Raw genomic sequence first — 24,069 nt, 5'->3', positions numbered from 1 at the left:
TTGTTAAATATCCTACTACATTGATTTTCATAATAAACTCAAAATCTATTTACCTCTGATAATAAGCTCTCTACAAATTCATTAATTTGCTCCATTTTTACTTTTAAACATAGCGCAGGACCAGTTTCTGATGCACTATGATTATTCTTCTCTCCTGCATCAAGCACAAAAATTAATCTATAATATGGCTCCCATTCATCTCTTTCATGTTCAGGTATTTGAAGAAAACCATGTCCAGGATAATAATAAGAACCAAATAACGGGATATGATAAATACACAAACCAGGATCATGAGTCTCTAACATACTTAGATGTTTGGTATCGATTTGTCTTAAATCGTCTAATAATTTTAAAAAATCTTTTCTCATACAAACTATTTCAGAACTTATTTCAGGAAAGCAGTTACCTGATCGTAATTTAATATTAAATTTAACACTAGATTCATTAACTACTACTAAATTTATTTCAACCTCACAAATAGGTTGATCAAAATAATCTTGTAATAAAGCCATAAATAAATCCCCTTTTCACTATTAGCAATGGTTATACTAACTAAATTACAACAATCCACAGTACTATACCATGGATTGTTGTAAGATATATATGAATTACCAGTAAGTTTTTTATACTGGATCTCCTATAATGCTATTTTTATTTAATATCTCCTTTGTACTGCCAATTGCTTTTAAACCATTTCAATTTCTTATCTTTTTGATCATATACTGTATCAATAACATCAGTATTTTTATTAAGTAGGACTGCAGTTCTTTGGTTCATAGGTGCTCCATCTAACCAACTGATACGTTCTCCACTCAAAATATCTACATATTTTGTACCATTAGACAAAGCCTGATCTATCATTTCCCCTGTAATTTTACGAGCTACGGCTTGATCAGCAGCATGAGCGCTAATTTTAACTATACGACCTGCAGATGTCTTTACAATATATTCAACACCTTTTTTAATAACAATGCCTGCTAATAATGGAACTACAGGTAATGCATATGGTTGAGCTTCGATTTCATTATTAATACTAGGTGGATTTATATCATCTATTTGCGTAGTTTCATCTTGAATTATTTCTAGATTTTCAGCTTTTGTATCATTATCACTTTCGTTAACAATTACTGTTTCTTGATTTATAGGACTTATTAAGTCTGCATCCTGTGATTCACTTGCAAAAGCCAAACTTGGAGAAATTATACTGAATGCTAAAACAAAACAAACTAATGCTACAAAACCTTTTAAAAATTTTACTTTCGTCATTTTTTGATGTCCTCCATTTACTACATTTTGAAAAAATGTTATAACATTTTCACTTTCCCTCGAGTTATTAACATCCTATCATTGGAAACTTTTTCATTTCAATTGTTGAATCACGCCAGTTTTTGGCGTGGAATTTACATTAAATTTACATAAACCGCCGTTTCACGCCACTCCTTCCGCCACTTTTTGGCGGTCATTGTACATTTCAATACTAAAATGCTATTTTCAACACTTTCACATCATATATTTAGATACCATTTATATTATAGCGACTACTCATTTTGTAATATAAAATTAACAATTTGTTCCATTTTTTTCATTGACTTTCTATGTCATTCTATGTTTTCAACTTAAAAGCCCATTACCAATTAAGGTAACAGGCTTCTGCTATTAAGCACTACGTTGAGCAATAATAATCTTCAAGCCTTCATAATCGCCACTTGTTAAAGAGCCAGCGTCAAATTTATCTAACCAAGATTTGTCGATCAGCTTTTTGTCTACAGCCTGTTTAACGTAATCACGTATAGCAGCCTTTGTTGTTGGGTTTGTAAATTGCATTGTATCATCATTCTTTTCTGTTTTATCATCTATAGTAAGTTGCACCCTTACAGCACTGCTTATTGGCACAACAACTTGCCCTTCCAATTTATATTCTGCTGGCACTTTCCAACTTGGCTTGATCTCAAAATGGGGCGCGTCATACCGATTAGCAGGCCAATAGCCGCCCCATTCGATGCCTAGTTTTTTAGCGATGGCCCCCACTTTTGACAATGTGGAAATATCATATAATTTTTTAGGTGGTGCTACAGCTATATCCCAAGCTAAACGGCTACTGTGATTACTATTGAGTGTCCATGTTACTACTTGTCCTAGGCGTGATCGACCTTGAGCATACAAATAATTTTGTCTCGCTTGCGAGCGATATGTCTCTGTGATAAAAACATCTACAATGCCAGCTTTGAAGCATTCCTGAAAGAGTAGCCGACAAGCTGTTTGAGCAGCTGCAGTTAATTCGCTTAAATCTCGGCATGTTTGAGTTACGCTTGTGCTCATTTCGTTTCACCTTCCAAATATTTATTCTTTTCTACTAAGCGCTTATTAGCACGTGCAGTTTTGTGCTCAATTTCATCAGCTACACGCTCCAATACAAAACCAGGTATCCAACGTTCCCACCCTGCGCGATACACATTAGCCGTCATGGATTTCCAAGTTGGCGAACCGAAATTAAATAGGAAGTATGCATATACGATATAAGGTAAGCCCAACGCAATATCTACACGATAAGCTAATACAAGAATCCCTACCATAAACGCTGATCGATACGCACCATTAATACCGTATTCACTCGCCATTGTGCCATCTTTTTTGGATGCAGCCCGACCAGATACCCAATCAAGTGCCAGGACTGCTAAAAATACTAATCCTGCTGTGAGTGTAATGCCTGTACCAAACATAAAATTAACCGTCATCATTGCCACTGTACCAACTGCACCTACGGCAGGATGGGCAACTAATAATTGTGAATATTCTTTAACTAAATTCATTGCAACACTTCCTTTTTCTCCATATTAAAAAGGACACGCAAATGCGTATCCTTCAAATTCCCAAGCGCTTGGGATTTTCAATTAAAAATCTTTTCCTGTAATGTCCTTGTATTCTTCGGAGGAAATTTCTCCAAATGGATTACTCTCAGTAGTAACCTGAAGATGATCTGAATGATTTGAAAGTATTTTACGACACTTTTATTGTCAAGAAGCATTCGAAATAAGGACTAGGACATTTTATAACTATGTTCTAGTTCCCGACCTATTAGGATATTGGAGGTGATAGATTATAGTGATAACATAAAAAAACAATAAAATGCTCTTTTTTAGTTTTAAAGCTCGCATGGGCTATTTTTTTCTAACCAAAAAAGAACAAACGTTCTTATTTTATTTATTATAGAAAGTGTTCAAAAAATTTTAGAGCAGCACGAGGAATATTTGCATATCAATTATTGGGAAAAAGATACTAAAGTGATTAAATTCGATGGCATGTATCTTGTTTTACTTAATTCGTTGCAAACAGAAGAGCAAAATGTAAATTTCTTAATTAAGTTATTAGAAATTTAGAAGGAGATTATTATGGCATCCTATCAAAAGTATAAGACTAAGTCCGGAGAACGGTGGCTATTTAAAATGTATGTCGGGAAAGATCCAAAAACCGGTGAAGCTGTGCGTATTACGAGGCGTGGTTTTTTAAAAAAAGGCGAAGCTGTAGCTGCAGTAGAAAAAATATTAAAAGAAAATAAAATGGAAGGGTATGCAAATAACAAAGACCTTACTTATCAAGGTGTTTTTAAGGAATGGTGGGAAGGTCAAATTCAAACGCTTAAACCATCAACTATTAAAGCAAAGAAAAATAAATTTAATAAGTGGATTTTACCTCATTTTGCTCAACTGAAAATCTGTGAAATAAACAAAAAATATTTTCAAGACTTTGTGAATAAAATGGCTGCTTCCATGCCTTCTTTTAAAGATTATGTCATTCAAGCACGTTTAGTATTCAAATACGCCCTACAAGAAGAATATATTTCAACTGATCCTACAGAGCATATTATTTACCCTGTGCTAGATAAACACATAGCAAAAGATGAAGAACCATTTGATGGCGTATGGACTAGAGAGGAAACTACAAAATTCTTATTAATGGCAAAGGAAAAATGTGATTTGCGTAATTATGCTATGTTCCACACTCTGATATGGACTGGTTTGCGTAAGGGTGAATTACTAGCCTTACAAGACCAAGACATTATAAAAGAGTCACAGGAGCTGTATGTGCGTCGTACACTGTATTGGGAGGATGGTGAATACCTTTATACTCACTCCTAAAACAAAGAACGCTAGACGTAAAATTAAGCTGGATGACACAACGTTTGAATTGTTGACTAGGTTAATGAAAGTAAATAGAGAAATCCGCTTCTCACTTGGCCGACAAAATGATAGACAGAAGTTTTTATTTATTCGCGATGAATTACAACCACTACGATTAGGTTATCCGAATGAAACATTAAAATCTTTATGTAAACAATTTAAGATTAAATATATTAAAGTACACGGACTGCGACATACCTATGCATCATTATTATTTGCAGCTGGAGCTCAATTAAAAGAAGTTCAAATGCAACTTGGTCATGCTCGACTCGAAACTACTGCAAATATTTATACTCATATATTAGAGGATACTCAGCAAGGGGTCACAGAAAAATTAAGCGACTTTATGAAAAAAGATGTTCTTTAAAAACTTTTAATTGATTGCGGGGTCAAAATGGGGTCAAAACGTAAAATCGACAATAAAAATGGCTCTCTCCCGGACAGGGGAAAGAGCCATTAAACATTGGTATATTAACGTTTTGAGAACTGAGGTGCACGACGAGCGCCGCGTAGACCTGGTTTTTTACGTTCTTTCATGCGTGAATCACGAGTAAGTAATCCAGCTGATTTTAATGCAGCACGGAAATCTGGGTCTACTTGAAGTAGAGCACGAGCGATACCGTGACGAACAGCACCAGCTTGACCAGTGTATCCACCACCATTAACATTTACGTGGATATCATAGCTTCCTGTAGTTTCAGTAGCTACTAATGGTTGTTTAATTACTTCGCGTAATGCAGCGAATGGTACGTATTCTTCGATTTCACGTTTGTTGATAACAATTTTACCTGTACCTGGTACTAAACGTACGCGAGCTACAGAGCTTTTACGGCGACCAGTGCCGATATATTGAACTTGTGCCAAAGTAATATCCTCCTCTTAATTTATATTATCCGCGTAGCTCGTAGCTTTGCGGTTTTTGTGCAGCATGTGGATGCTCTGTTCCAGTGTAAACATTAAGTTTAGTGAACATTTTACGACCTAAAGAGTTTTTAGGAAGCATGCCTTTAACTGCTAATTCGATCATTCTTGTTGGGTATTTATCTAACATTTCACCAGCAGTACGAGTTTTTAAACCACCTGCAAATTGAGTATGGTGACGATAAAGTTTACCCTCTAATTTGTTACCAGTTAAATGGATTTTGTCAGCGTTGATGATGATTACGTGATCACCTGTGTCAACGTTTGGTGTGAATGTTGGTTTATGTTTACCACGTAAGATTGCAGCTACTTCAGAAGCTAAACGTCCAAGAGTTTGGCCTTCTGCATCAACTACTAACCATTGACGGTCTACTTCGTGACCTTTAGCCATGAATGTTGTACGCATGTATATATCCTCCTAATCGATTCGATTACCGTTATTTTTCATTAGACTACACTATAAGTTTCGGGGCTTATTTGTGGTGGTAATGAAAATACCATCTGTTATCATATAATGAATGACTTTTAAAGTCAAGCAATTTCATTAAACACCTGGTGAAGTTGTTCAGAATTATAAAACGCTATGAATAGAACACTTTTTCTAAATATAAACCTTGTGGTGATGCGGTTTTTCCTGCTTGATCACGATCCTTTGAAGCAATAACAAGTGCTATGTTGTCAATTGTACGGCGACCTATGCCAACCTCCCAAAGTGTGCCTGCAATAATGCGCACCATATTATATAAAAAGCCGTTTCCTTCAATCACCATATGAAGCTCTTCTCCCTGCCATTCAAACTGTAGAGCTGTCACTGTGCGTACTTTATCCTTTACGCTTGTATTGGCTGCACAGAAGCATGAAAAGTCATGTGTACCAATGATGGCCTTTGCTGCTTCCTGCATCACCTCTACATTCGGCTTCACCCCATTCGTCTCAACCGTGTAATGTCTACGAAACGGGCTTTGAATCGGCTCACAGGACCAAATATAGCGATAGCGCTTTCCAGTGACGCTATAACGCGCGTGAAAATCATGTGCCACTTCCTCTATCGACAATACGCGAATATCTCTAGGAAGCTGTACATTTAAAGCTTTGCTATATTTTTCAACAGGAATAGCAAGTGGCGTATCGAAATGCACAGTTTGCCCTGTTGCATGCACTCTTGCATCCGTACGCCCACTAGCCGTTACCTTGACCTTTTCTCCTTTATGCATAATGGCTAGCACACGCTCAAGCTCAGCCTGTACGGTGCGCTCCCTAGGCTGTACTTGATAGCCTGAGAAATGTGTGCCATCATAGCTAATAATACCTTTTAATCGTCGCATACAGCCTACTCCTTTAACCTCTATAGAAGAATAGCAATACACCTATTGCTGCTAATAGCACAAGCGCCAATGTATCACCCATATCCCATTTTAGCTTGCGATATCTCGTACGCCCTTCACCGCCACGGTAACCCCTTACTTCCATCGCTGTGGCTAGGTCCTCAGCCCGTTTAAAGGCGCTGACAAAGAGCGGTACTAGCAATGGTACGACAGCTTTGATACGATCCTTAATTGGGCCAGAGGATAAATCCGAGCCTCGTGCCATTTGTGCCTTCATTATTTTATCTGTCTCATCCATTAATGTTGGGATAAAACGCAGTGAAATAGACATCATTAACGCCAATTCATGAACAGGTACCTTCAATGCCTTTAACGGATTTAAAAGCACCTCAATACCATCCGTAATAGAGATCGGCGATGTTGTTAATGTTAAAATGGATGTCATAAATACTAATACTAAAAAGCGTATTGAAATATAAACGCCTCGCCTAATCCCTTCATCGTAAACGGTCATAAATTTCCACTCGAAAACAGGAACGCCTTCCTTCGTCATAAAAATATGAAGAAGAAATGTAAAAGCCATTAAAAAGAGCACAGGCTTTAGTCCATTAATCAAGAAGTATAGGCGAATACGTGCTATAAAAACAATCAGTAGCGTGAATGCCAATAGTATGGCATATGTCACTGTATTGTTCGCCAAAAATACAATAATAATAAAGGCAAATACAAAAATTAGCTTTGATCGTGGGTCGAGTTTATGAACAGGGGAATTTCCTGGGAGGAAGCGTCCAAAAATCATTTTTTCCATCATGGTTTTATCCGCCCCTCTCTTAACAATCGCGCTATTTCAGCGGCAAGCTCTTCCTCCGTCAAACAAACCTTGGAGAAGGGTTGCCCTATCATTTGCTCAACTTTTTGCTGAAAGCGAACAATACGTGGTGGCTCTAGGCGGAAACTCTTTAATGTTTCAACATCTTTAAAAATATCCCTTGGTGTTCCTCTTAACACATTTTTGCCTTCATGCATAATAACAATATTATCTGCATATCGAGCTGCATCCTCCATGCTATGTGTTACTAAAATCGTTGTCAGTTGACGTTCTTTGTGAAGCTNAATATCCCTTGGTGTTCCTCTTAACACATTTTTGCCTTCATGCATAATAACAATATTATCTGCATATCGAGCTGCATCCTCCATGCTATGTGTTACTAAAATCGTTGTCAGTTGACGTTCTTTGTGAAGCTCATAAAACATATCCATAATTTCCTTCTGCCCTCGTGGATCAAGACCAGCTGTCGGCTCATCTAAAACGATAACCTCAGGGTCCATTGCTAAAACACCTGCAATCGCAACACGGCGCATTTGACCACCTGATAAATCAAATGGTGACTTTTCAAGAACATTTGCTGGTAGGCCCACTAAGCGAACAAGTTCTTTTGCTCTTGCTTCTGCCTCCTCCTCGGGTACACCAAAGTTCATAGGACCAAACATAATGTCCTTTAACACGGTTTCTTCAAATAGTTGATGCTCAGGGAATTGAAAGACAATCCCAACCTTTTGTCGTACTGCCTTTAAATCCTTTGCCTTTTTTCCAGCTACTACTAGACGATCTCCAATATGTACTTGTCCTGAAGTAGGTCTTAGAAGTGCGTTAAAATGCTGAAGAATAGTGGATTTACCAGAACCAGTATGTCCAATAATCGCTTGATACGTCTGTGATGGAATATCAAAATTCACATCAAATAATGCCCGTTTTTCAAATGGCGTTCCCTGTGCATAGGCATAGCTTACTTGTTGAAGTTTGATGTCCATAAATCATTCACCAACTCTTCTTCTGTCATATGTTGTCCCATTAATGGAACACCTTCCTTTTGCAGTAACTTTGATAACTTTAAGGCAAATGGTAAATCCAGTCCAAATTCAACGAGTTTATCGCCAAGGGCAAAAATTTCAGCAGGTGGTCCTTCTGCATATTTCTTGCCATCATTCATAAAAAGCACACGATCTGCTAGCATTGCTTCTTCTAAATCGTGTGTTATCGATAACACGGTAAGTCCTGTTTCAGCACGTAATGTTTGGACAGTTTGTAGCACTTCTGCACGCCCTTGCGGATCTAGCATGGATGTAGCCTCATCTAAAATAAGAAGCTTTGGCTTTAACGCAAGTGCTCCAGCAATGGCTACACGCTGTTTCTGCCCTCCCGATAAATGATGTGGCTCATGGTCTAAAAACTGGCTCATTTTTACTTGTTCCAGTGCCGCATGTACACGCTTCACCATCTCTTCAAACGGCACCGCATTGTTCTCTAATGCAAAGGCAACATCATCCTGCACTGTGGCTCCTACAAATTGATTGTCTGGATTTTGAAACACCATCCCCATTAAAGAGCGTGATTGCCAAAGGTTTTCCTCATTTAATGGCTCACGTAATATTCGTACATCCCCCTGTTGTGGAAATAATAGTCCATTCATTAGCTTGGCAATGGTAGATTTACCAGAGCCATTATGACCGACTATCGCAATCCATTCGCCTTCTTCCACTGCAAAGCTGACATGTTCAACAGCATTACGACTGTTTGGTTCTTCTGGTGTATATGAAAAAGTGACATTATTTAAAGATAAAATTTCAGACATAACTAGAACTCCTCTCTACATGCTCCACTCTACTAACTAACTTACACTTTTTTATGTATGAATTCTACTACAATCCATATGTCGATCAAGAAAAATACTAAAAATACAAAACCATTCTTCTAACCATCCATGCTGCTTCCATTTTTGAGCTTGTCCGGAAAATTTCCTGCTAGCTATTGCTTTCACACCGCAAAATCTTAGTGGCTAGCTAGCCTATATCCTACCCCAGATATTAAAAAAAGCACCACAAATTGGCGCTATCTTTCATAATAAAAAAGCGCGCACCTCATTCGATAGAAATGCGCTAGTCGTTACATTTACAAGAAATACGGGTGCTCAAGCCCTTATTTCTCCTGAATGAGGTGCGGAGAGCTAAACAAGACGCCACACGTTCAAGTGTCCGCTCATCATAACGCTCAGCTTAATTATTTGTCGTATAAATCGTTTATAAAGAAAGAGGGTGGTGATTCCCACCCTCTTCACCACAAGTTTTCTCTTATGATTAAACTAGTTCAATCACAACAACAGGTGCTCCGTCACCACGACGAGGACCTACTTTAAGAATACGAGTGTAACCACCTTGACGCTCTGCATAACGTGGTGCAACATCATCAAATAACTTTTGAAGTGCAAATGATGTTGATTCGTTACCTTCTGCATCAGTCGTTGTTACTAGTTCACGACGGATAAATGCAGCAGCTTGACGGCGTGCATGTAAATCTCCGCGTTTCCCTAAAGTAATCATTTTTTCAACAGCTTTACGTACTTCTTTAGCGCGAGCCTCAGTAGTTTCGATACGCTCGTTAATGATTAAATCAGTAGCTAAGTCACGTAACATCGCTTTACGTTGAGAACTTGTACGACCAAGTTTTCTGTAACCCATGGATGTTTCCCTCCTTTATAGAAAATATCTGATCTTATCAGTTTGGTATAAATCGCTTAGTCTTCTTTGCGTAATCCTAAACCAAGCTCTTCTAACTTCGCTTTTACTTCTTCTAGTGACTTACGTCCAAGGTTACGAACTTTCATCATATCGTCTTCTGATTTGTTCGCAAGTTCTAGTACCGTATTGATACCAGCGCGTTTCAAGCAGTTATAAGAACGAACAGAAAGATCAAGTTCTTCAATAGTCATCTCTAAAACTTTTTCTTTTTGATCTTCTTCTTTTTCGACCATGATTTCAGCAGTTTGTGCCTCATCTGTCATGCCAACGAAGATGTTAAGATGTTCGGTTAAAATTTTTGCTCCGAGCGAAATCGCCTCTTTTGGACCGATGCTACCATCTGTCCACACATCAAGAGAAAGTTTATCATAGTCAGAAGACTGACCTACACGAGTATTTTCCACTTGGAAATTGACGCGTGATACTGGAGTGTAAATAGAGTCGATCGGGATCACGCCGATAGGAAGATCCTCACGTTTGTTTTGATCAGCAGGAGTGTAACCACGACCACGTTGTGCATACATACGCATACGTAAATGACCGTTTTTAGCGATTGTTGCAATATATAGATCTGGGTTTAAAATTTCTACATCACTGTCATGTGTAATGTCAGCAGCCGTAACTGTACCATCGCCTTTTACATCAATCTCAATAACTTTTTCTTCGTCAGAGTAGATTTTAAGAGCTAGTTTTTTCACGTTCAAAATGATTGAAGCTACATCTTCTACTACGCCTTCTACAGTTGAGAATTCGTGAAGTACACCGTCAATTTGAATTGAAGTGACAGCAGCCCCTGGTAATGAAGACAGAAGGATACGACGTAAAGAATTACCCAAAGTGTTTCCATATCCGCGCTCAAGCGGTTCTACAACAAACTTTCCATATTTGGAATCTTCGCTGATCTCCACCGTTTCAATCTTTGGTTTTTCAATTTCGATCATTTCATTTACCCTCCTTCAAAACATCGAATGTATAGGTTCTTTCCATCATAGATGCGATCGTCAATGACGTATCGTTTATTATCTGCACAAGACAGTCTGTACAAAAAATGATGTTCTCATACAATATGAGACGCACCCATTACACGCGACGACGTTTTGGCGGACGGCAACCATTATGAGGAACTGGTGTAACGTCTTTAATAGCAGTTACTTCTAAACCAGCAGCTTGAAGTGCACGAATAGCAGCTTCACGACCAGCACCAGGACCTTTAACAGTTACTTCCAACGTTTTCAGACCATGTTCAAGGGATGCTTTAGCAGCAGTCTCTGCAGCCATTTGAGCAGCGAATGGTGTAGATTTACGTGAACCACGGAAACCAAGAGCACCTGCGCTTGACCAAGATACAGCGTTACCTTGCATATCTGTAATCGTTACAATTGTATTGTTAAAAGTAGAACGGATGTGTGCAATACCAGCTTCGATATTCTTTTTCACACGACGTTTACGAGTTTGTTGTTTACGAGCCATGTTAAGAAGGAACCTCCTTTACTAATTATTTTTTCTTGTTCGCAACTGTTTTACGAGGACCTTTACGCGTACGCGCATTGTTCTTCGTATTTTGACCACGAACAGGTAAGCCACGACGGTGACGGATACCGCGGAATGAACCGATTTCCATCAGACGTTTAATGTTTAATGAAGTTTCACGACGTAAGTCACCTTCAAGTTTGTAAGAATCTAATTGTTCACGGATTTTGTTTAGCTCATCTTCAGTTAAATCGCGTACGCGTGTATCTTCTGAAACACCTGCGTCAGCTAGTACTTTTTGAGCTGTATTTTTACCAATACCGTAAATGTACGTTAATGAAATTACCACGCGTTTTTCGCGAGGAATATCAACACCAGCAATACGTGCCATTCGCTAGAGCACCTCCTTTAGAATTAACCTTGTTTTTGTTTGTGTTTAGGATTTTCACAGATTACCATTACTTTACCGCGTCGGCGAATTACTTTACATTTTTCGCAGATCGGTTTCACAGATGGTCTCACTTTCATCTAACCTAACCTCCTTAGTAGTCCGGAGCGCAAAAGATTATTTAAAACGGTATGTGATACGACCGCGAGTTAAATCATAAGGAGATAACTCGATAGTAACCTTATCTCCAGGTAGAATACGGATAAAGTGCATACGAATCTTACCAGATACGTGTGCTAGAATCACATGTCCATTTTCTAATTCTACCTTAAACATCGCGTTTGGCAAAGTCTCAACAACTGTTCCTTCGACTTCAATTACATCATCTTTCGCCATCTACTCTGTCTCCTCTCTATATGCAAATTAAAGTTCTCATCGTTACATCAAACGGATATCTGCTGCAACTATAGAAGCAACCTCGTTTCAACATATGTTTGGATTGTATGAGAGATGTTTGAAAGACGCTCGTCTGGTTTCGCTTCACACAATCCACGGAAAATACAGAACCAGTAAGGGCACTGAATCCCCCATGTTTACACGAATACCGGAATGTCTTGGATGAGATATTCATACCCGTTACACAGACGCTTCCACGAAACCCATTATACTCTTCTAAAAGTAATGTTGCACTTTTTAAAAGAAATATATACCGGGCACAATATGCTTTTGCAACTCTCAAAAAAATTATGTTTCGTTGTTGCTCCCGCATGCCTCCCGCGGAAGCAGTATTCTGCGCCCGGAGCCGGGTATCAGCTGCGGCTGCCCTGTAATAGAGCATCAAGATCAGCAAACACTTTGTTAATATCTTGCTGTCCATCAATATTAGTTAATACACCTTTAGCTTCATAGAAATCAAGTAAAGGTTGTGCTTGATTCATATTTACTTCCAGACGGTTCGCAACAGTTTCAGGATTATCATCTGCACGTGTATAAAGCTCGCCGCCATCTTTATCACATTTTCCTTCCTCGGCAGGAGGATTGAAAATTAAATGATAGGATGTACCACAAACTTTACAAATACGACGACCTGACAGACGAGCAATTAACTCATCCTTTTCCACTTGAATGTTTATTGTATGTTCAATCGCTTTACCAAGATCAGCAAGAATGCTATCTAATGCTTCAGCCTGAGGAACAGTACGTGGGAACCCATCTAATAGGAAGCCCTTTTCACAATCAGGTTTAGCTAGTCGCTCACCAACAATACCAATCGTTACTTCGTCAGGTACAAGTGCACCTTGGTCCATATACGATTTAGCTTGTAAGCCTAGTTCAGTACCCTCTTTAATAGCGGCACGGAACATATCGCCTGTAGAAATATGAGGAATTGCGTACTTCTCAACAATTTTATCTGCTTGAGTGCCTTTACCAGCACCTGGCAGACCCATTAAAACGATATTCATTAGGAAATATCCTCCCACAAAAGGTTTGCTGATTTAAGGAAACGATATCACGTTCCCTAAAAACCAACATTATTTCATAAAGCCTTTGTAGTGACGTTTAACAAGTTGAGATTCTAGCTGCTTCATCGTTTCGAGCGCTACGCCGACTACGATAATAATACTTGTACCACCGATTTGCACTGAGGCAGGTAAATTCATGAAGTTCATAAATATAATCGGCATTACTGCAATCACAGTTAAGAATATCGCACCAACAAATGTTAGTCGATATAACACGCTTGTTAAATACGTTTGAGTGTTTTCACCAGGGCGAATGCCTGGAATATAGGCACCTTGTTTTTTCAAGTTATCTGCCACATTTTCTGGATTCACTTGTACGAATGCATAGAAATATGTGAATGCAATGATTAAAATAACGTAAATTGTCATACCAATAGGCTGCGTATATAACAGATTATTAGCAATCCAAGTTGTCGCGGTATTTTCACCAAAGAATACAGCAAGCGTTTGAGGTGTTACAAGAAACGCTGATGCAAAGATTACCGGAATAACCCCCGCAGCATTTACTTTTAACGGTAAATGTGTTTGTTGTCCACCAGTTTGCTGATTACGTCCAGTAACTCGTTTTGCATATTGAATTGGAATTTTACGCAGTGCTTGTTGCACATAGACAACACCAACTACAACAGCAAGTAATACTAACACAAGTAGAGCAAGGATAACAATGTTGATAAATAATTTATCGCCAGCACCCTCGATTTGTTGTGCATAAATTTGGTTAACTCCTGTAGGCAATGCAGCAACGATACCTCCGAAAATAACAATCGAAATACCATTTCCTACACCATGTGCAGTAATTTGCTCTGCAAGCCATACAAGGAAGGCTGTACCCGCTGTCAATACAATAGCGATTGTAACATACGTTAGAATCCCCTCGTTTTTAATCAAAGATCCGCCATACATTCTATTAAACCCAAATGACATTGCGAATGATTGAATAAAAGCAAGAATAATTGTAAAGTAACGAGTAAATTGTGCAAGTTTACGTCTTCCAACTTCACCTTGCTTTGCCCATTCAGCAAATTTCGGTACTACATCCATTTGCAATAACTGAACAATAATTGAGGCTGTGATGTAAGGCATGATTCCCATCGCAAAGATGGAGAAGTTCATTAAAGCACCACCGCCAAAAGTATTGAGGAAACCAACGAGACTAAACTCATCAGTTGCCTTTAATACGTCAGCGTCAACGTTTGGTACTGGAACAAATGTCCCAATACGAAAAACGATTAACATTAAAAGGGTGAAAATGATTTTATTTCTTATATCTCGAACACGCATAAAGTTAGAGATTGTTTGAAACATTAAATCACCTCAGTAGATCCGCCGGCATTCTCAATTGCTTCTTTCGCTGAAGCTGAGAATTTATGAGCCTTAACAGTAAGCTTTTTATTAAGCGTTCCGTTGCCAAGAATCTTAATTCCAGCTTTTTCATTGCTCACTAGACCAGTTTCAAGTAGTAATGCAGCAGTTACCTCTGCACCGTCTTCGAAACGGTTTAAAGCATCAAGGTTAACGATCGCGTATTCTTTACGGTTAATGTTCGTAAAGCCACGTTTTGGTAAACGACGGAATAGTGGGTTTTGACCGCCCTCAAAGCCTGGGCGTACACCGCCACCAGAACGAGCGTTTTGACCTTTATGACCTTTACCTGCTGTTTTACCGTTACCAGAACCGATACCACGACCAACGCGGTTGCGTTGTTTACGAGAACCTTCTGCTGGTTTTAACTCATGCAGTTTCATAGTGGGTGGCACCTCCTTGTTCAATAATTGAAAATTAAATTTCTTTTACAGTAACTAAGTGAGCTACTTTATCAAGCATACCGCGAGTAGCTGCGTTATCAGCTTTCTCTACAGTTTGGTGTAATTTACGTAAACCTAAAGCTTCAACAGTTTTGCGTTGTGCAGGTTTAGAGCCAATCACAGATTTAGTAAGGGTGATTTCTAATTTGTTAGCCATTATCTTTCCCCCCCTTATCCTAATAGTTCTTCCACTGATTTACCACGTAATTTAGCTACGTCCTCTACGCGTTTTAATTCAGTTAAACCTTGAATTGTAGCACGTACCATATTAATTGGTGTGTTAGATCCAAGTGATTTTGAAAGAATATCAGTAATACCAGCTAGTTCTAGTACAGCACGTACTGGACCACCAGCGATAACCCCTGTACCAGGAGCAGCAGGTTTAATTAGGATTTCTCCTGCACCAAAGCGACCTTGCACTAAGTGTGGAGTTGTTCCACCTACGCGTGGCACTTCGATTAAGTTTTTCTTCGCATCTTCAACAGCTTTGCGGATAGCATCTGGCACCTCTTGAGCTTTACCAGTACCGAAACCTACATGTCCATTTCTATCGCCAACTACAACTAATGCTGTGAAGCGGAAGCGACGTCCACCTTTAACAACTTTAGCAACGCGGTTAATAGTAACTACGCGTTCTTCAAGTTCTCCAAGTTTGTTTGCGTCAATACGACTCATGAAATGTGTCCCTCCTTCTTATTAAAATTCTAAACCGTTCTCACGTGCAGCTTCAGCTAAAGCTTTAACGCGTCCATGATATAAGTAACCACCACGGTCAAATACTACAGCAGTAATATTTTTCTCCGCAGCGCGTTTTGCGATTGTTTCACCGACTTTTGTTGCAGCGTCAACATTGTTACCAGCACCTTCGAAACCTTTTTCTTGAGAAGATGCGCTAACAATTGTTACGCCTGCTACGTCATCGATAAGTTGCGCGTAAATGTTCTTGTTAGAACGGAATACGTTTAAGCGTGGACGCTCAGCAGTACCCGAAATTTTAGAACGTACGCGTGCATGACGTTTTTTACGAACCTGATTTTTATCTTGTTTCGTAATCACAAGGGTCACTCCTTTCTAATGCTTAGGCCGCATTATTTACCTGTTTTACCTTCTTTACGACGTACATATTCGCCTTCATAACGAATACCTTTACCTTTATAAGGCTCTGGTGGACGAACGTCACGAATGTTAGATGCTAGAGCACCAACGCGTTCTTTGCTGATACCTTTAATGATGATTTTAGTGTTAGAAGGAACTTCAATTTCTAAACCATCTTCTGGTGTGAACTCAACTGGATGAGAGTAACCAACGTTAAGTACAAGTTTTTTTCCTTGTAATTGCGCACGGTAACCAACACCGATAAGTTCTAAAGCTTTTTCGAAACCTGCAGAAACACCAGTAACCATGTTCGCTAGAAGCGCACGAGTAGTACCGTGGTTTGTGCGGTGTTCTTTTGATTCAGAAGGGCGTGATACAGTGATTACGTTGCCTTCTTGCTCAATTTTCATATCTTGGTGGAAAGAACGAACAAGTTCGCCTTTAGGACCTTTAACCGTAACGTTGTTGTTTGCATCAACAGTAACAGTTACGTTAGCAGGTACCTCGATAATTTTTTTACCTACACGAGACATTTAGTTGCACCTCCATTCATTTATTGCTAATTACCAAACGTATGCTAGAATTTCTCCGCCAACTTGTTTAGCGCGAGCTTCTTTATCTGTTAATAAACCTTGTGAAGTTGATACTAAAGCGATACCAAGACCACTTAATACTTTAGGTACTTCATTTGTTTTAGCATATACACGTAGACCTGGTTTAGAAATACGTTTTAAGCCAGTGATAACGCGCTCGTTATCTTTTCCATATTTTAAGAAGATACGGATAATACCTTGTTTGTTGTCTTCCACGTATTCTACGTCACGTACGAAACCTTCACGCTTTAAAATTTCAGCGATTTCTTTTTTCACGTTGGAAGCTGGTACTTCTAACTTCTCGTGACGAACCATGTTCGCATTACGAATGCGAGTAAGCATATCTGCAATCGGATCAGTCATTGTCATTACATTTACCTCCTTCCCAAATTAGGGGATTACCAGCTGGCTTTTTTCACGCCAGGAATTTGTCCCTTATATGCAAGTTCTCGGAAACAAATACGGCAAAGTTTGAATTTGCGATATACTGAATGTGGACGACCACAGCGTTCACAACGTGTATATTCTTGCACTTTAAACTTTTGCTTACGTTGTTGTTTAACGATCATAGATTTTTTAGCCACGTTTTCGCCCTCCTTGTTTGATTACTTTTGGAACGGCATACCGAATTGTGTCAATAACTCGCGAGCTTCTTCGTCAGAGTTCGCTGTCGTTACGATCACGATGTCCATACCGCGTACTTTTGAAACTTTATCGTAATCGATTTCTGGGAAAATTAATTGTTCTTTCACACCTAAAGTGTAGTTACCGCGACCATCGAATGCTTTTTTAGAAACACCACGGAAGTCACGTACACGAGGTAGTGCGATAGAAATTAATTTATCCAAGAATTCATACATACGCTCACCGCGTAATGTAACTTTAGCACCGATAGGCATACCTTCACGAAGGCGGAAACCTGCGATCGATTTTTTTGCTTTAGTTACAACTGGTTTTTGACCAGTAATAGTTGTTAATTCTTCAACAGCTGCATCTAACGCTTTAGAGTTTTGAACTGCATCACCAACACCCATGTTGATAACGATTTTCTCAACTTTTGGTAGTTGCATAACTGATTTATATCCAAATTTGCTCATAAGAGCAGGTGAAACTTCACTTAAATATTTTTCTTTTAGGCGGCTCATGTTTGTACCTCCCTTCTTTTATACTAATTAGTCGATTACTGCACCTGATTTTTTTGCTACACGAACTTTTTTACCGTTTTCGATTTTGTAACCTACACGAGTCGGCTCGCCAGATTTAGGATCGATTAGCATTACGTTCGAAACGTGAATTGCAGCCTCTTGGCTTACAATACCACCTTGTGGATTCAATTGGTTAGGTTTTACGTGTTTTTTCACGATGTTCACACCTTCAACAAGAACGCGATCTTGTTTTGGGTAAGCAGCAAGAATAACGCCCTCTTTGCCTTTATCCTTACCAGTAATTACCTTAACCTTGTCACCTTTTTTTACATGCATGCTGTCGCACCTCCTTGATTGGCACTATCATGAAATTAAAGAACTTCTGGAGCTAGAGAAACGATTTTCATGAAGTTGCTGTCACGTAATTCACGTGCAACAGGTCCGAAAATACGAGTTCCGCGTGGTGATTTATCATCACGAATAATTACACAAGCATTTTCATCAAATTTAATGTACGTACCATCTTTGCGACGAACGCCTGATTTAGTACGAACGATAACAGCCTTAACAACGTCACCCTTCTTGACAACGCCACCTGGTGTTGCTTTCTTAACTGTACAAACAACGATATCACCGATGTTAGCAGTTTTACGACCAGAACCACCAAGTACTTTAATTGTAAGAACTTCACGTGCACCTGAGTTGTCAGCAACTTTCATACGACTTTCTTGTTGGATCACTTAGGTTACCTCCCTTCGGAAATTGGTTGTTCCGAAATAGTTATTAAATAATAACCGCTTTTTCTACAACTTCTACTAGACGGAAACGTTTTGTAGCTGATAGCGGGCGAGTTTCCATGATACGTACGATATCACCGATTTTCGCTGTGTTTAACTCATCATGAGCTTTAAACTTTTTAGAATATTTTACACGCTTGCCATAAAGTTTGTGCTTTTTGTATGTTTCCACTAAAACAGTAACAGTTTTGTCCATTTTATCTGAAACAACGCGGCCTGTGTAAACTTTACGTTGATTGCGCTCAGTCATACTTGAAAACCTCCTTTATCAGTTATTTGCACTGATTTCTCTTTCACGAATAACAGTTTTCATACGCGCGATTGCTTTACGCACTTCACGAATACGAGCTGTGTTTTCTAATTGACCAGTCGCCAATTGGAAGCGAAGGTTGAAAAGCTCTTCTTTCAGTGATTTCACTTTTAATTCTATTTCAGAAGTAGCAAGGTCACGGATTTCATTAGCTTTCATTAGATTCACCACCAGTTTCTTGACGTTTTACGATCTTACATTTAACAGGAAGTTTGTGTGCTGCTAAACGAAGTGCCTCACGTGCAATTTCTTCAGATACGCCAGCAATTTCGAACATTACTTTTCCTGGTTTAACTACTGCTACCCAACCTTCAGGAGAACCTTTACCAGAACCCATGCGGACTTCTAGTGGTTTTTTCGTGTAAGGTTTATGTGGGAAGATTTTAATCCAAACTTTACCGCCACGTTTCATGTAACGAGTCATCGCGATACGAGCAGATTCGATTTGACGGTTTGTAATCCAGCTAGCAGTTTGAGCTTGTAAGCCCCATTCGCCAAAAATTACTTCTTTACCGCCTTTCGCTTCGCCACGCATTTTGCCGCGGTGCTCACGACGGTATTTAACGCGTTTAGGCAATAACATATTATTTGCCTCCTTCCACAGATTTCTTCGTAGGAAGAACTTCACCACGGTAGATCCATACTTTAACGCCTAATTTACCGTAAGTAGTGTCAGCTTCTGCGTGTGCATAGTCGATATCAGCACGTAGAGTATGAAGTGGAACAGTTCCTTCACTATAATGTTCAGCACGCGCGATATCAGCGCCACCTAAACGACCAGATACTTGTGTTTTAATTCCTTTTGCACCAGCGCGGATTGTGCGTTGGATCGCTTGCTTTTGCGCACGACGGAATGATACACGATTTTCTAATTGACGAGCGATGTTTTCAGCTACTAGACGAGCGTCAAGATCAGCACGTTTGATTTCAATAATATTGATGTGTACACGTTTACCAGTTAAATCGCTAAGGTATTTACGAAGGTTTTCAACTTCAGTACCACCTTTACCGATTACCATACCTGGTTTCGCAGTGTGAATTGTGATGTTTACACGGTTTGCAGCGCGTTCGATTTCTACTTTAGAAACAGAAGCGTCTTTAAGAGCCGTTTCAATATATTTACGCACTTTGATGTCTTCGTGAAGTAGAGTTGCATAGTCTTTTTCAGCGTACCATTTTGACTCCCAGTCACGAATAATACCAACGCGTAGTCCTATTGGATGTACTTTTTGACCCACGGATTAACCCTCCTTCTTCTCAGATACCACTAGTGTAATGTGGCTTGTGCGTTTGTTAATTGCGCTTGCACGTCCTTGTGCACGTGGACGGAAACGTTTTAATGTTGGACCTTCGTCAACAAATACTTCAGATACTACTAAAGAGTTGATGTCAAGATCGTAGTTGTGCTCAGCATTAGCAACTGCAGATTTTAATACTTTCTCAACGACTGGAGACGCCGCTTTTGGAGTATGACGTAAAATTGCAACTGCTTCACCAACTTGCTTACCTCGGATTAAGTCTACAACTAGACGTACTTTGCGAGGAGCAATGCGTACTGTACGAGCGATAGCTTTAGCTTGTGTCATTAGGATTTACCTCCTCTCAAAATTAGCGTCTTGTTTTCTTGTCGTCTGCACCGTGACCTTTATAAGTACGTGTCGGTGCGAACTCACCAAGTTTATGGCCTACCATATCTTCTGTTACGTATACAGGAACATGTTTACGTCCATCATATACAGCAATCGTTAAACCGATGAAGTTCGGGAAGATTGTAGAACGGCGTGACCAAGTTTTAATAACTTGTTTTTTCTCAGAAGCCTCTTGTGCCTCCACTTTTTTCATTAAGTGGTCATCAACAAAAGGTCCTTTTTTCAAGCTGCGACCCATGTAGGAACCTCCCTCCGTGATTCTACCACGGCTCTCCCATAGAACCGTAGTTTAATCACTTTATTTTTTACGACTACGGATGATAAATTTATCCGATTTGTTTTTCTTCTTGCGAGTTTTGTAACCAAGTGCTGGTTTACCCCAAGGAGTCATTGGTGATTTACGTCCGATTGGTGAACGTCCTTCACCACCACCGTGTGGGTGATCGTTAGGGTTCATTACAGAACCACGTACTTCTGGGCGTTTACCTAACCAACGGCTACGACCTGCTTTACCGATGTGTACAAGTTCGTGTTGCTCGTTACCAACTTGACCGATTGTAGCGCGGCAAGTCGCTAATACTAAACGTACTTCACCAGATTGTAGACGAACGATTACGTATTTGCCTTCACGACCAAGTACTTGCGCAGAAGTACCAGCAGAACGTACTAATTGTCCACCTTTACCAGGTTTTAACTCGATGTTATGGATAGTAGTACCCATTGGAATATTTGCTAATGGTAATGCGTTACCTACTTTAATATCAGCATCTGGACCAGAAACGATTGTTTGACCAACCTCTAATCCTTTAGGTGCTAAAATGTAAGCTTTTGCTCCATCAGCGTAGTTGATTAATGCGATATTCGCAGAACGGTTTGGATCATATTCAATAGTAGCAACTTTTGCCGGAATGCCATCTTTAACACGTTTGAAATCGATAACACGGTATTGCTTCTTATGACCACCACCATGATGACGAACAGTGATTTTACCTTGGTTGTTACGACCAGCTTTGCGTTTAGTTGGTTCAAGCAATGATTTCTCAGGCTTGTTCGTTGTAATTTCCGCAAAGTCTAATGACGTCATGTTACGACGACCATTAGAGGTAGGTTTATACTTTTTAATCGCCATTGTGTTTTCCCTCCTTCTTGAGTGTTCAAATCATAAATCCCTTAAGGATTACATTTCGAATAATTCAATTTCTTTGCTATCAGCAGTTAATTTAACAATCGCTTTACGGCGTTTGTTTGTGTAACCACCATAACGGCCAACGCGCTTGAATTTACCTTTGTAGTTAAGAACGTTTACTTTCTCAACTTTTACGCCAAAGATTTCTTCTACAGCGTCTTTTACTTGCGTTTTGTTAGCGCGAGTGTCTACTTCGAAAGTATACTTTTTCTCTGCCATAAGTTCTGAAGAACGCTCAGTAATGACCGGACGTTTTAAAATATCACGTGCTTCCATTATCCAAGCACCTCCTCAACTTTTTCTACTGCAGATTTAGTAAATACAACTTTATCATGACCTAATAGATCAAGAACGTTGATACCATTTGCAGTTAACACTGTTACACCTGGAATGTTACGTGCAGATAACGCTACGTTTTCATCTAGGTCAGCAGTTACGAATAAAGATTTTTTCTCTAAAGAAAGATCTTTAAGAATTTTTGTGAATTCTTTTGTTTTTGGTGCTTCTAAAGTTAGAGCATCAAGAACTAAGAAGTTTTGTTCTACTACTTTAGCTGATAAAGCTGATTTAAGAGCTAAACGACGAACTTTTTTAGGTAATTTATAAGAATAGCTACGTGGAGTAGGACCGAATACGATACCACCGCCGCGCCATTGTGGAGAACGGATAGAACCTTGACGAGCACGACCAGTTCCTTTTTGACGCCATGGTTTACGACCACCACCAGCAACTTCAGAACGGTTTTTCACTTTGTGATTACCTTGACGTAGAGAAGCGCGTTGTGCAACTACTGCGTCGAATAATACTGCTTCATTTGGCTCGATTCCGAAAATCGCATCGTTTAATTCGATTTCGCCAACTGAAGCACCTGTTTGACTAAGTACAGATACTTTTGTCATTCCTGTTTCCTCCTTTCTTTAAATAATTACTTCGCTTTAATCGCAGTTTTTACTGTAACTAGAGCTTTTTTAGAACCAGGAACATTACCTTTAACAAGTAGTAAGTTACGTTCCGCATCAACTTTTACGATCTCTAAGTTTTGGATTGTAACTACATTGCCACCCATTTGACCAGGTAATTTCTTTTGTTTGAATACGCGGTTCGGAGCAACTGGACCCATTGAACCAGGACGACGGTGGTAACGAGAGCCGTGAGCCATTGGACCACGAGATTGTCCGTGGCGTTTAATTACACCTTGGAAACCTTTACCTTTAGTAACACCTGTTACATCAATTACATCGCCTTCTGCGAAAATTTCTACATTGACTTCTTGACCAACTTCGTACTCTTCCACGTTCACGTTGCGGAATTCACGAATGAAGCGCTTAGGAGCAGTATTCGCTTTTGCTACGTGACCTTGTTCTGGTTTGTTAGAAAGCTTAACACGCTTATCTTCGAAACCAACTTGGATTGCTTCGTAGCCATCTGTTTCAACAGTTTTCTTTTGAAGCACTACGTTTGGAGCAGCTTCGATAACTGTTACTGGGATTAAATCACCGTTTTCAGCGAAAACTTGTGTCATACCAATTTTTCTACCTAAGATTCCTTTAGCCATCTGTCACACCTCCTGTAAATTTTAAAAAGTTATATTGTTTTTACCATTAAAGTTTGATTTCAATATCAACGCCAGATGGTAAATCAAGTTTCATTAACGCGTCAACAGTTTGTGGTGTTGGGTTAACGATATCGATCAGACGTTTATGCGTACGCATTTCGAATTGTTCACGAGAATCTTTATACTTGTGAACAGCACGAAGAATTGTGTACACAGACTTCTCAGTTGGAAGTGGAATTGGACCTGATACACTTGCACCTGAACGTTTTGCAGTTTCCACAATTTTCTCAGCAGATTGATCTAAAATACGGTGATCATACGCTTTTAAACGAATACGAATCTTTTGTTTTGCCATTATTTTCCCTCCTTCTCGCCTATTTTCTAGACATTCTCCACGAAAATTTTCCCACACACCGCCATGGCAAAGCGGCCGGGTGTGTCGGCAACCTCTCGCTTCATCGCAGTCAAAGACCAACATTCAACATTATATACAATAAAAAAAGAATAAGCAAGTCTTTTCGCTAAATTCTTTTAAATGTTGCTGATATTCTTA

Annotated in this window: 41 protein-coding genes and 1 pseudogene; 2 read left to right on the top strand and 40 right to left on the bottom strand. The window is 39.4% G+C overall.

All coding sequences use genetic code 11. The annotated features are described in order from the left end of the window. Positions 1–38: 38 nt before the first annotated feature. The 4 genes from ADM90_RS23510 to ADM90_RS23495 form a co-directional block, all read right to left on the bottom strand. Entirely contained in the window at positions 39–512 is a 474-nt protein-coding gene (locus ADM90_RS23510; protein ID WP_053997258.1) for a hypothetical protein, read from the bottom strand. Between the two features lie 139 nt (positions 513–651). Further along, entirely contained in the window at positions 652–1,266 is a 615-nt protein-coding gene (locus tag ADM90_RS23505; protein ID WP_053997257.1) for a hypothetical protein, read from the bottom strand. A 390-nt stretch (positions 1,267–1,656) separates the two neighbouring features. After that, positions 1,657–2,319, bottom strand: coding sequence for a M15 family metallopeptidase (locus tag ADM90_RS23500; RefSeq protein WP_053997256.1), 663 nt, complete (start codon positions 2,317–2,319; stop codon positions 1,657–1,659). Then, entirely contained in the window at positions 2,316–2,810 is a 495-nt protein-coding gene (locus ADM90_RS23495) for a phage holin family protein (RefSeq protein ID WP_053997255.1), read from the bottom strand. Before ADM90_RS23495 ends, ADM90_RS23500 begins: the two co-directional genes overlap by 4 nt. 579 nt (positions 2,811–3,389) lie before the next feature. On the opposite strand from ADM90_RS23495, the gene ADM90_RS23490 reads away from it, so the two are divergent. Together ADM90_RS23490 and ADM90_RS23485 are read left to right on the top strand one after the other, a co-directional pair. Next, the gene (locus tag ADM90_RS23490) at positions 3,390–4,136 is read left to right on the top strand and encodes a tyrosine-type recombinase/integrase (RefSeq protein ID WP_053997254.1); all 747 of its coding nucleotides are present in this window, start codon (positions 3,390–3,392) and stop codon (positions 4,134–4,136) included. Then, positions 4,108–4,545: a tyrosine-type recombinase/integrase gene (locus tag ADM90_RS23485; protein WP_053997253.1), complete on the top strand. Its 438-nt coding sequence runs from the start codon at positions 4,108–4,110 to the stop codon at positions 4,543–4,545. The genes ADM90_RS23490 and ADM90_RS23485 overlap by 29 nt, the downstream gene beginning before the upstream one ends. Positions 4,546–4,649: 104 nt before the next feature. Here the strand turns inward: ADM90_RS23485 and rpsI are convergent, their stop codons facing one another. From rpsI to rpsJ, 36 genes and pseudogenes are all read right to left on the bottom strand, one after another. Continuing rightward, on the bottom strand, positions 4,650–5,042 hold the full coding sequence (gene rpsI, locus ADM90_RS23480; protein WP_004233744.1) for a 30S ribosomal protein S9: 393 nt from the start codon (positions 5,040–5,042) through the stop codon (positions 4,650–4,652). Between the two features lie 25 nt (positions 5,043–5,067). Then, positions 5,068–5,505 carry a 50S ribosomal protein L13 gene (rplM, locus tag ADM90_RS23475; protein ID WP_053997252.1) on the bottom strand — a complete coding sequence of 146 codons (438 nt, stop codon included), beginning with the start codon at positions 5,503–5,505 and terminating at the stop codon, positions 5,068–5,070. Between the two features lie 175 nt (positions 5,506–5,680). Continuing rightward, positions 5,681–6,424: a tRNA pseudouridine(38-40) synthase TruA gene (gene truA, locus ADM90_RS23470; RefSeq protein WP_053997251.1), complete on the bottom strand. Its 744-nt coding sequence runs from the start codon at positions 6,422–6,424 to the stop codon at positions 5,681–5,683. Positions 6,425–6,437: 13 nt separating this feature from the next. Beyond that, positions 6,438–7,235: an energy-coupling factor transporter transmembrane component T family protein gene (locus ADM90_RS23465; protein ID WP_053997250.1), complete on the bottom strand. Its 798-nt coding sequence runs from the start codon at positions 7,233–7,235 to the stop codon at positions 6,438–6,440. Positions 7,236–7,537: 302 nt separating this feature from the next. Continuing rightward, positions 7,538–8,236 (bottom strand): energy-coupling factor ABC transporter ATP-binding protein (locus ADM90_RS23460; protein WP_235473808.1); only part of this gene is annotated, 699 nt, incomplete at its 3' end. Then, positions 8,212–9,057: an energy-coupling factor ABC transporter ATP-binding protein gene (locus tag ADM90_RS23455; protein ID WP_053997248.1), complete on the bottom strand. Its 846-nt coding sequence runs from the start codon at positions 9,055–9,057 to the stop codon at positions 8,212–8,214. The genes ADM90_RS23455 and ADM90_RS23460, both read right to left, overlap by 25 nt. Before the next feature lie 502 nt (positions 9,058–9,559). Further along, positions 9,560–9,940, bottom strand: coding sequence for a 50S ribosomal protein L17 (rplQ, locus tag ADM90_RS23450; RefSeq protein ID WP_008181938.1), 381 nt, complete (start codon positions 9,938–9,940; stop codon positions 9,560–9,562). A gap of 56 nt (positions 9,941–9,996) precedes the next feature. After that, positions 9,997–10,941: a DNA-directed RNA polymerase subunit alpha gene (locus tag ADM90_RS23445; RefSeq protein ID WP_004233733.1), complete on the bottom strand. Its 945-nt coding sequence runs from the start codon at positions 10,939–10,941 to the stop codon at positions 9,997–9,999. A 139-nt stretch (positions 10,942–11,080) separates the two neighbouring features. Continuing rightward, positions 11,081–11,470 carry a 30S ribosomal protein S11 gene (rpsK, locus tag ADM90_RS23440; protein ID WP_053997247.1) on the bottom strand — a complete coding sequence of 130 codons (390 nt, stop codon included), beginning with the start codon at positions 11,468–11,470 and terminating at the stop codon, positions 11,081–11,083. A gap of 25 nt (positions 11,471–11,495) precedes the next feature. After that, positions 11,496–11,861 carry a 30S ribosomal protein S13 gene (rpsM, locus tag ADM90_RS23435; RefSeq protein ID WP_053997246.1) on the bottom strand — a complete coding sequence of 122 codons (366 nt, stop codon included), beginning with the start codon at positions 11,859–11,861 and terminating at the stop codon, positions 11,496–11,498. Positions 11,862–11,884: 23 nt separating this feature from the next. Next, on the bottom strand, positions 11,885–11,998 hold the full coding sequence (rpmJ, locus tag ADM90_RS23430; RefSeq protein ID WP_000868344.1) for a 50S ribosomal protein L36: 114 nt from the start codon (positions 11,996–11,998) through the stop codon (positions 11,885–11,887). A gap of 37 nt (positions 11,999–12,035) precedes the next feature. Beyond that, on the bottom strand, positions 12,036–12,254 hold the full coding sequence (infA, locus tag ADM90_RS23425; protein WP_004233690.1) for a translation initiation factor IF-1: 219 nt from the start codon (positions 12,252–12,254) through the stop codon (positions 12,036–12,038). Positions 12,255–12,340: 86 nt separating this feature from the next. After that, positions 12,341–12,418 (bottom strand): annotated as a pseudogene (locus ADM90_RS24420) (type I methionyl aminopeptidase); the annotation flags it as partial. A 249-nt stretch (positions 12,419–12,667) separates the two neighbouring features. Continuing rightward, positions 12,668–13,321 (bottom strand): adenylate kinase, encoded by a 654-nt coding sequence (locus ADM90_RS23420; RefSeq protein ID WP_053997245.1) that lies wholly within the window; start codon positions 13,319–13,321, stop codon positions 12,668–12,670. A gap of 69 nt (positions 13,322–13,390) precedes the next feature. After that, positions 13,391–14,686, bottom strand: coding sequence for a preprotein translocase subunit SecY (secY, locus tag ADM90_RS23415; protein ID WP_053997244.1), 1,296 nt, complete (start codon positions 14,684–14,686; stop codon positions 13,391–13,393). Continuing rightward, positions 14,686–15,126: a 50S ribosomal protein L15 gene (gene rplO, locus ADM90_RS23410; protein WP_053997243.1), complete on the bottom strand. Its 441-nt coding sequence runs from the start codon at positions 15,124–15,126 to the stop codon at positions 14,686–14,688. Before rplO ends, secY begins: the two co-directional genes overlap by 1 nt. A gap of 34 nt (positions 15,127–15,160) precedes the next feature. Continuing rightward, entirely contained in the window at positions 15,161–15,343 is a 183-nt protein-coding gene (gene rpmD / locus ADM90_RS23405; RefSeq protein WP_053997242.1) for a 50S ribosomal protein L30, read from the bottom strand. Positions 15,344–15,357: 14 nt separating this feature from the next. Then, positions 15,358–15,861 (bottom strand): 30S ribosomal protein S5, encoded by a 504-nt coding sequence (gene rpsE / locus ADM90_RS23400; protein WP_004233664.1) that lies wholly within the window; start codon positions 15,859–15,861, stop codon positions 15,358–15,360. 21 nt (positions 15,862–15,882) lie between these two features. Then, entirely contained in the window at positions 15,883–16,242 is a 360-nt protein-coding gene (rplR, locus tag ADM90_RS23395) for a 50S ribosomal protein L18 (protein WP_053997241.1), read from the bottom strand. Between the two features lie 32 nt (positions 16,243–16,274). Then, positions 16,275–16,814 carry a 50S ribosomal protein L6 gene (rplF, locus tag ADM90_RS23390; protein ID WP_053997240.1) on the bottom strand — a complete coding sequence of 180 codons (540 nt, stop codon included), beginning with the start codon at positions 16,812–16,814 and terminating at the stop codon, positions 16,275–16,277. 30 nt (positions 16,815–16,844) lie between these two features. Then, the gene (rpsH, locus tag ADM90_RS23385; RefSeq protein WP_053997239.1) at positions 16,845–17,243 is read right to left on the bottom strand and encodes a 30S ribosomal protein S8; all 399 of its coding nucleotides are present in this window, start codon (positions 17,241–17,243) and stop codon (positions 16,845–16,847) included. Between the two features lie 29 nt (positions 17,244–17,272). Further along, positions 17,273–17,458, bottom strand: a complete 186-nt coding sequence (locus tag ADM90_RS23380) for a type Z 30S ribosomal protein S14 (RefSeq protein WP_004233656.1) — start codon at positions 17,456–17,458, stop codon at positions 17,273–17,275. A gap of 21 nt (positions 17,459–17,479) precedes the next feature. Then, positions 17,480–18,019 carry a 50S ribosomal protein L5 gene (rplE, locus tag ADM90_RS23375; protein WP_053997238.1) on the bottom strand — a complete coding sequence of 180 codons (540 nt, stop codon included), beginning with the start codon at positions 18,017–18,019 and terminating at the stop codon, positions 17,480–17,482. A gap of 27 nt (positions 18,020–18,046) precedes the next feature. Next, a complete protein-coding gene (gene rplX, locus ADM90_RS23370) occupies positions 18,047–18,355 on the bottom strand; it encodes a 50S ribosomal protein L24 (protein WP_053482809.1) in 309 nt (102 codons plus the stop codon). 35 nt (positions 18,356–18,390) lie between these two features. Further along, positions 18,391–18,759 carry a 50S ribosomal protein L14 gene (gene rplN, locus ADM90_RS23365; protein ID WP_004233650.1) on the bottom strand — a complete coding sequence of 123 codons (369 nt, stop codon included), beginning with the start codon at positions 18,757–18,759 and terminating at the stop codon, positions 18,391–18,393. A 43-nt stretch (positions 18,760–18,802) separates the two neighbouring features. Beyond that, positions 18,803–19,066: a 30S ribosomal protein S17 gene (gene rpsQ, locus ADM90_RS23360; protein ID WP_004233648.1), complete on the bottom strand. Its 264-nt coding sequence runs from the start codon at positions 19,064–19,066 to the stop codon at positions 18,803–18,805. Positions 19,067–19,084: 18 nt separating this feature from the next. Further along, a complete protein-coding gene (rpmC, locus tag ADM90_RS23355; protein WP_004233646.1) occupies positions 19,085–19,285 on the bottom strand; it encodes a 50S ribosomal protein L29 in 201 nt (66 codons plus the stop codon). Next, the gene (gene rplP, locus ADM90_RS23350; RefSeq protein WP_053997237.1) at positions 19,275–19,709 is read right to left on the bottom strand and encodes a 50S ribosomal protein L16; all 435 of its coding nucleotides are present in this window, start codon (positions 19,707–19,709) and stop codon (positions 19,275–19,277) included. The genes rpmC and rplP overlap by 11 nt, the downstream gene beginning before the upstream one ends. Before the next feature lies 1 nt (position 19,710). Further along, entirely contained in the window at positions 19,711–20,364 is a 654-nt protein-coding gene (gene rpsC / locus ADM90_RS23345; RefSeq protein WP_004233642.1) for a 30S ribosomal protein S3, read from the bottom strand. A gap of 3 nt (positions 20,365–20,367) precedes the next feature. Continuing rightward, entirely contained in the window at positions 20,368–20,712 is a 345-nt protein-coding gene (rplV, locus tag ADM90_RS23340; RefSeq protein ID WP_004233639.1) for a 50S ribosomal protein L22, read from the bottom strand. A 22-nt stretch (positions 20,713–20,734) separates the two neighbouring features. Continuing rightward, on the bottom strand, positions 20,735–21,013 hold the full coding sequence (gene rpsS / locus ADM90_RS23335; protein WP_004233637.1) for a 30S ribosomal protein S19: 279 nt from the start codon (positions 21,011–21,013) through the stop codon (positions 20,735–20,737). A 60-nt stretch (positions 21,014–21,073) separates the two neighbouring features. Beyond that, a complete protein-coding gene (gene rplB, locus ADM90_RS23330) occupies positions 21,074–21,904 on the bottom strand; it encodes a 50S ribosomal protein L2 (protein WP_053997236.1) in 831 nt (276 codons plus the stop codon). Positions 21,905–21,952: 48 nt separating this feature from the next. After that, positions 21,953–22,237: a 50S ribosomal protein L23 gene (gene rplW, locus ADM90_RS23325; RefSeq protein WP_004233628.1), complete on the bottom strand. Its 285-nt coding sequence runs from the start codon at positions 22,235–22,237 to the stop codon at positions 21,953–21,955. Further along, positions 22,237–22,860: a 50S ribosomal protein L4 gene (gene rplD, locus ADM90_RS23320; protein ID WP_053997235.1), complete on the bottom strand. Its 624-nt coding sequence runs from the start codon at positions 22,858–22,860 to the stop codon at positions 22,237–22,239. The genes rplW and rplD overlap by 1 nt, the downstream gene beginning before the upstream one ends. 26 nt (positions 22,861–22,886) lie before the next feature. Beyond that, entirely contained in the window at positions 22,887–23,516 is a 630-nt protein-coding gene (rplC, locus tag ADM90_RS23315) for a 50S ribosomal protein L3 (RefSeq protein WP_053997234.1), read from the bottom strand. A 46-nt stretch (positions 23,517–23,562) separates the two neighbouring features. After that, on the bottom strand, positions 23,563–23,871 hold the full coding sequence (rpsJ, locus tag ADM90_RS23310; protein ID WP_004233624.1) for a 30S ribosomal protein S10: 309 nt from the start codon (positions 23,869–23,871) through the stop codon (positions 23,563–23,565). Positions 23,872–24,069: the final 198 nt, after the last annotated feature.

It is taken from the genome of Lysinibacillus macroides (genome assembly GCF_001281525.1).
Taxonomy (GTDB): domain Bacteria; phylum Bacillota; class Bacilli; order Bacillales_A; family Planococcaceae; genus Lysinibacillus; species Lysinibacillus macroides.
This window is presented reverse-complemented; position numbering and strand designations above follow the sequence as displayed.

Coding starts and splice junctions, on each gene's coding strand:
- ADM90_RS23505 (WP_053997257.1), bottom strand. CDS start 1,266: ATGACGAAAGTAAAATTTTTAAAAGGTTTTGTAGCATTAGTTTGTTTT.
- infA (WP_004233690.1), bottom strand. CDS start 12,254: ATGGCGAAAGATGATGTAATTGAAGTCGAAGGAACAGTTGTTGAGACT.
- ADM90_RS23455 (WP_053997248.1), bottom strand. CDS start 9,057: ATGTCTGAAATTTTATCTTTAAATAATGTCACTTTTTCATATACACCA.
- rpsH (WP_053997239.1), bottom strand. CDS start 17,243: ATGACAATGACTGATCCGATTGCAGATATGCTTACTCGCATTCGTAAT.
- rplC (WP_053997234.1), bottom strand. CDS start 23,516: ATGGCTAAAGGAATCTTAGGTAGAAAAATTGGTATGACACAAGTTTTC.
- ADM90_RS23495 (WP_053997255.1), bottom strand. CDS start 2,810: ATGAATTTAGTTAAAGAATATTCACAATTATTAGTTGCCCATCCTGCC.
- ADM90_RS23465 (WP_053997250.1), bottom strand. CDS start 7,235: ATGATGGAAAAAATGATTTTTGGACGCTTCCTCCCAGGAAATTCCCCT.
- rplM (WP_053997252.1), bottom strand. CDS start 5,505: ATGCGTACAACATTCATGGCTAAAGGTCACGAAGTAGACCGTCAATGG.
- rpsS (WP_004233637.1), bottom strand. CDS start 21,013: ATGGGTCGCAGCTTGAAAAAAGGACCTTTTGTTGATGACCACTTAATG.
- rplQ (WP_008181938.1), bottom strand. CDS start 9,940: ATGGGTTACAGAAAACTTGGTCGTACAAGTTCTCAACGTAAAGCGATG.
- secY (WP_053997244.1), bottom strand. CDS start 14,686: ATGTTTCAAACAATCTCTAACTTTATGCGTGTTCGAGATATAAGAAAT.
- rplB (WP_053997236.1), bottom strand. CDS start 21,904: ATGGCGATTAAAAAGTATAAACCTACCTCTAATGGTCGTCGTAACATG.
- rplF (WP_053997240.1), bottom strand. CDS start 16,814: ATGTCTCGTGTAGGTAAAAAAATTATCGAGGTACCTGCTAACGTAACT.
- rplO (WP_053997243.1), bottom strand. CDS start 15,126: ATGAAACTGCATGAGTTAAAACCAGCAGAAGGTTCTCGTAAACAACGC.
- ADM90_RS23500 (WP_053997256.1), bottom strand. CDS start 2,319: ATGAGCACAAGCGTAACTCAAACATGCCGAGATTTAAGCGAATTAACT.
- rplW (WP_004233628.1), bottom strand. CDS start 22,237: ATGGAAGCACGTGATATTTTAAAACGTCCGGTCATTACTGAGCGTTCT.
- rpmC (WP_004233646.1), bottom strand. CDS start 19,285: ATGAAAGCTAATGAAATCCGTGACCTTGCTACTTCTGAAATAGAATTA.
- rplP (WP_053997237.1), bottom strand. CDS start 19,709: ATGTTATTGCCTAAACGCGTTAAATACCGTCGTGAGCACCGCGGCAAA.
- rpsE (WP_004233664.1), bottom strand. CDS start 15,861: ATGAGTCGTATTGACGCAAACAAACTTGGAGAACTTGAAGAACGCGTA.
- rpmD (WP_053997242.1), bottom strand. CDS start 15,343: ATGGCTAACAAATTAGAAATCACCCTTACTAAATCTGTGATTGGCTCT.
- ADM90_RS23490 (WP_053997254.1), top strand. CDS start 3,390: ATGGCATCCTATCAAAAGTATAAGACTAAGTCCGGAGAACGGTGGCTA.
- rpsM (WP_053997246.1), bottom strand. CDS start 11,861: ATGGCACGTATTGCTGGTGTTGATATTCCTCGCGAAAAACGCGTGGTA.
- rpsJ (WP_004233624.1), bottom strand. CDS start 23,871: ATGGCAAAACAAAAGATTCGTATTCGTTTAAAAGCGTATGATCACCGT.
- truA (WP_053997251.1), bottom strand. CDS start 6,424: ATGCGACGATTAAAAGGTATTATTAGCTATGATGGCACACATTTCTCA.
- rplV (WP_004233639.1), bottom strand. CDS start 20,712: ATGACACAAGCTAAAGCTATCGCTCGTACAGTACGCATTGCTCCTCGC.
- rpsQ (WP_004233648.1), bottom strand. CDS start 19,066: ATGACTGAGCGCAATCAACGTAAAGTTTACACAGGCCGCGTTGTTTCA.
- rpsK (WP_053997247.1), bottom strand. CDS start 11,470: ATGGCTCGTAAACAACAAACTCGTAAACGTCGTGTGAAAAAGAATATC.
- ADM90_RS23420 (WP_053997245.1), bottom strand. CDS start 13,321: ATGAATATCGTTTTAATGGGTCTGCCAGGTGCTGGTAAAGGCACTCAA.
- rpmJ (WP_000868344.1), bottom strand. CDS start 11,998: ATGAAAGTGAGACCATCTGTGAAACCGATCTGCGAAAAATGTAAAGTA.
- rplD (WP_053997235.1), bottom strand. CDS start 22,860: ATGACAAAAGTATCTGTACTTAGTCAAACAGGTGCTTCAGTTGGCGAA.
- rplE (WP_053997238.1), bottom strand. CDS start 18,019: ATGAGCCGCCTAAAAGAAAAATATTTAAGTGAAGTTTCACCTGCTCTT.
- ADM90_RS23510 (WP_053997258.1), bottom strand. CDS start 512: ATGGCTTTATTACAAGATTATTTTGATCAACCTATTTGTGAGGTTGAA.
- rplX (WP_053482809.1), bottom strand. CDS start 18,355: ATGCATGTAAAAAAAGGTGACAAGGTTAAGGTAATTACTGGTAAGGAT.
- ADM90_RS23445 (WP_004233733.1), bottom strand. CDS start 10,941: ATGATCGAAATTGAAAAACCAAAGATTGAAACGGTGGAGATCAGCGAA.
- ADM90_RS23485 (WP_053997253.1), top strand. CDS start 4,108: ATGGTGAATACCTTTATACTCACTCCTAAAACAAAGAACGCTAGACGT.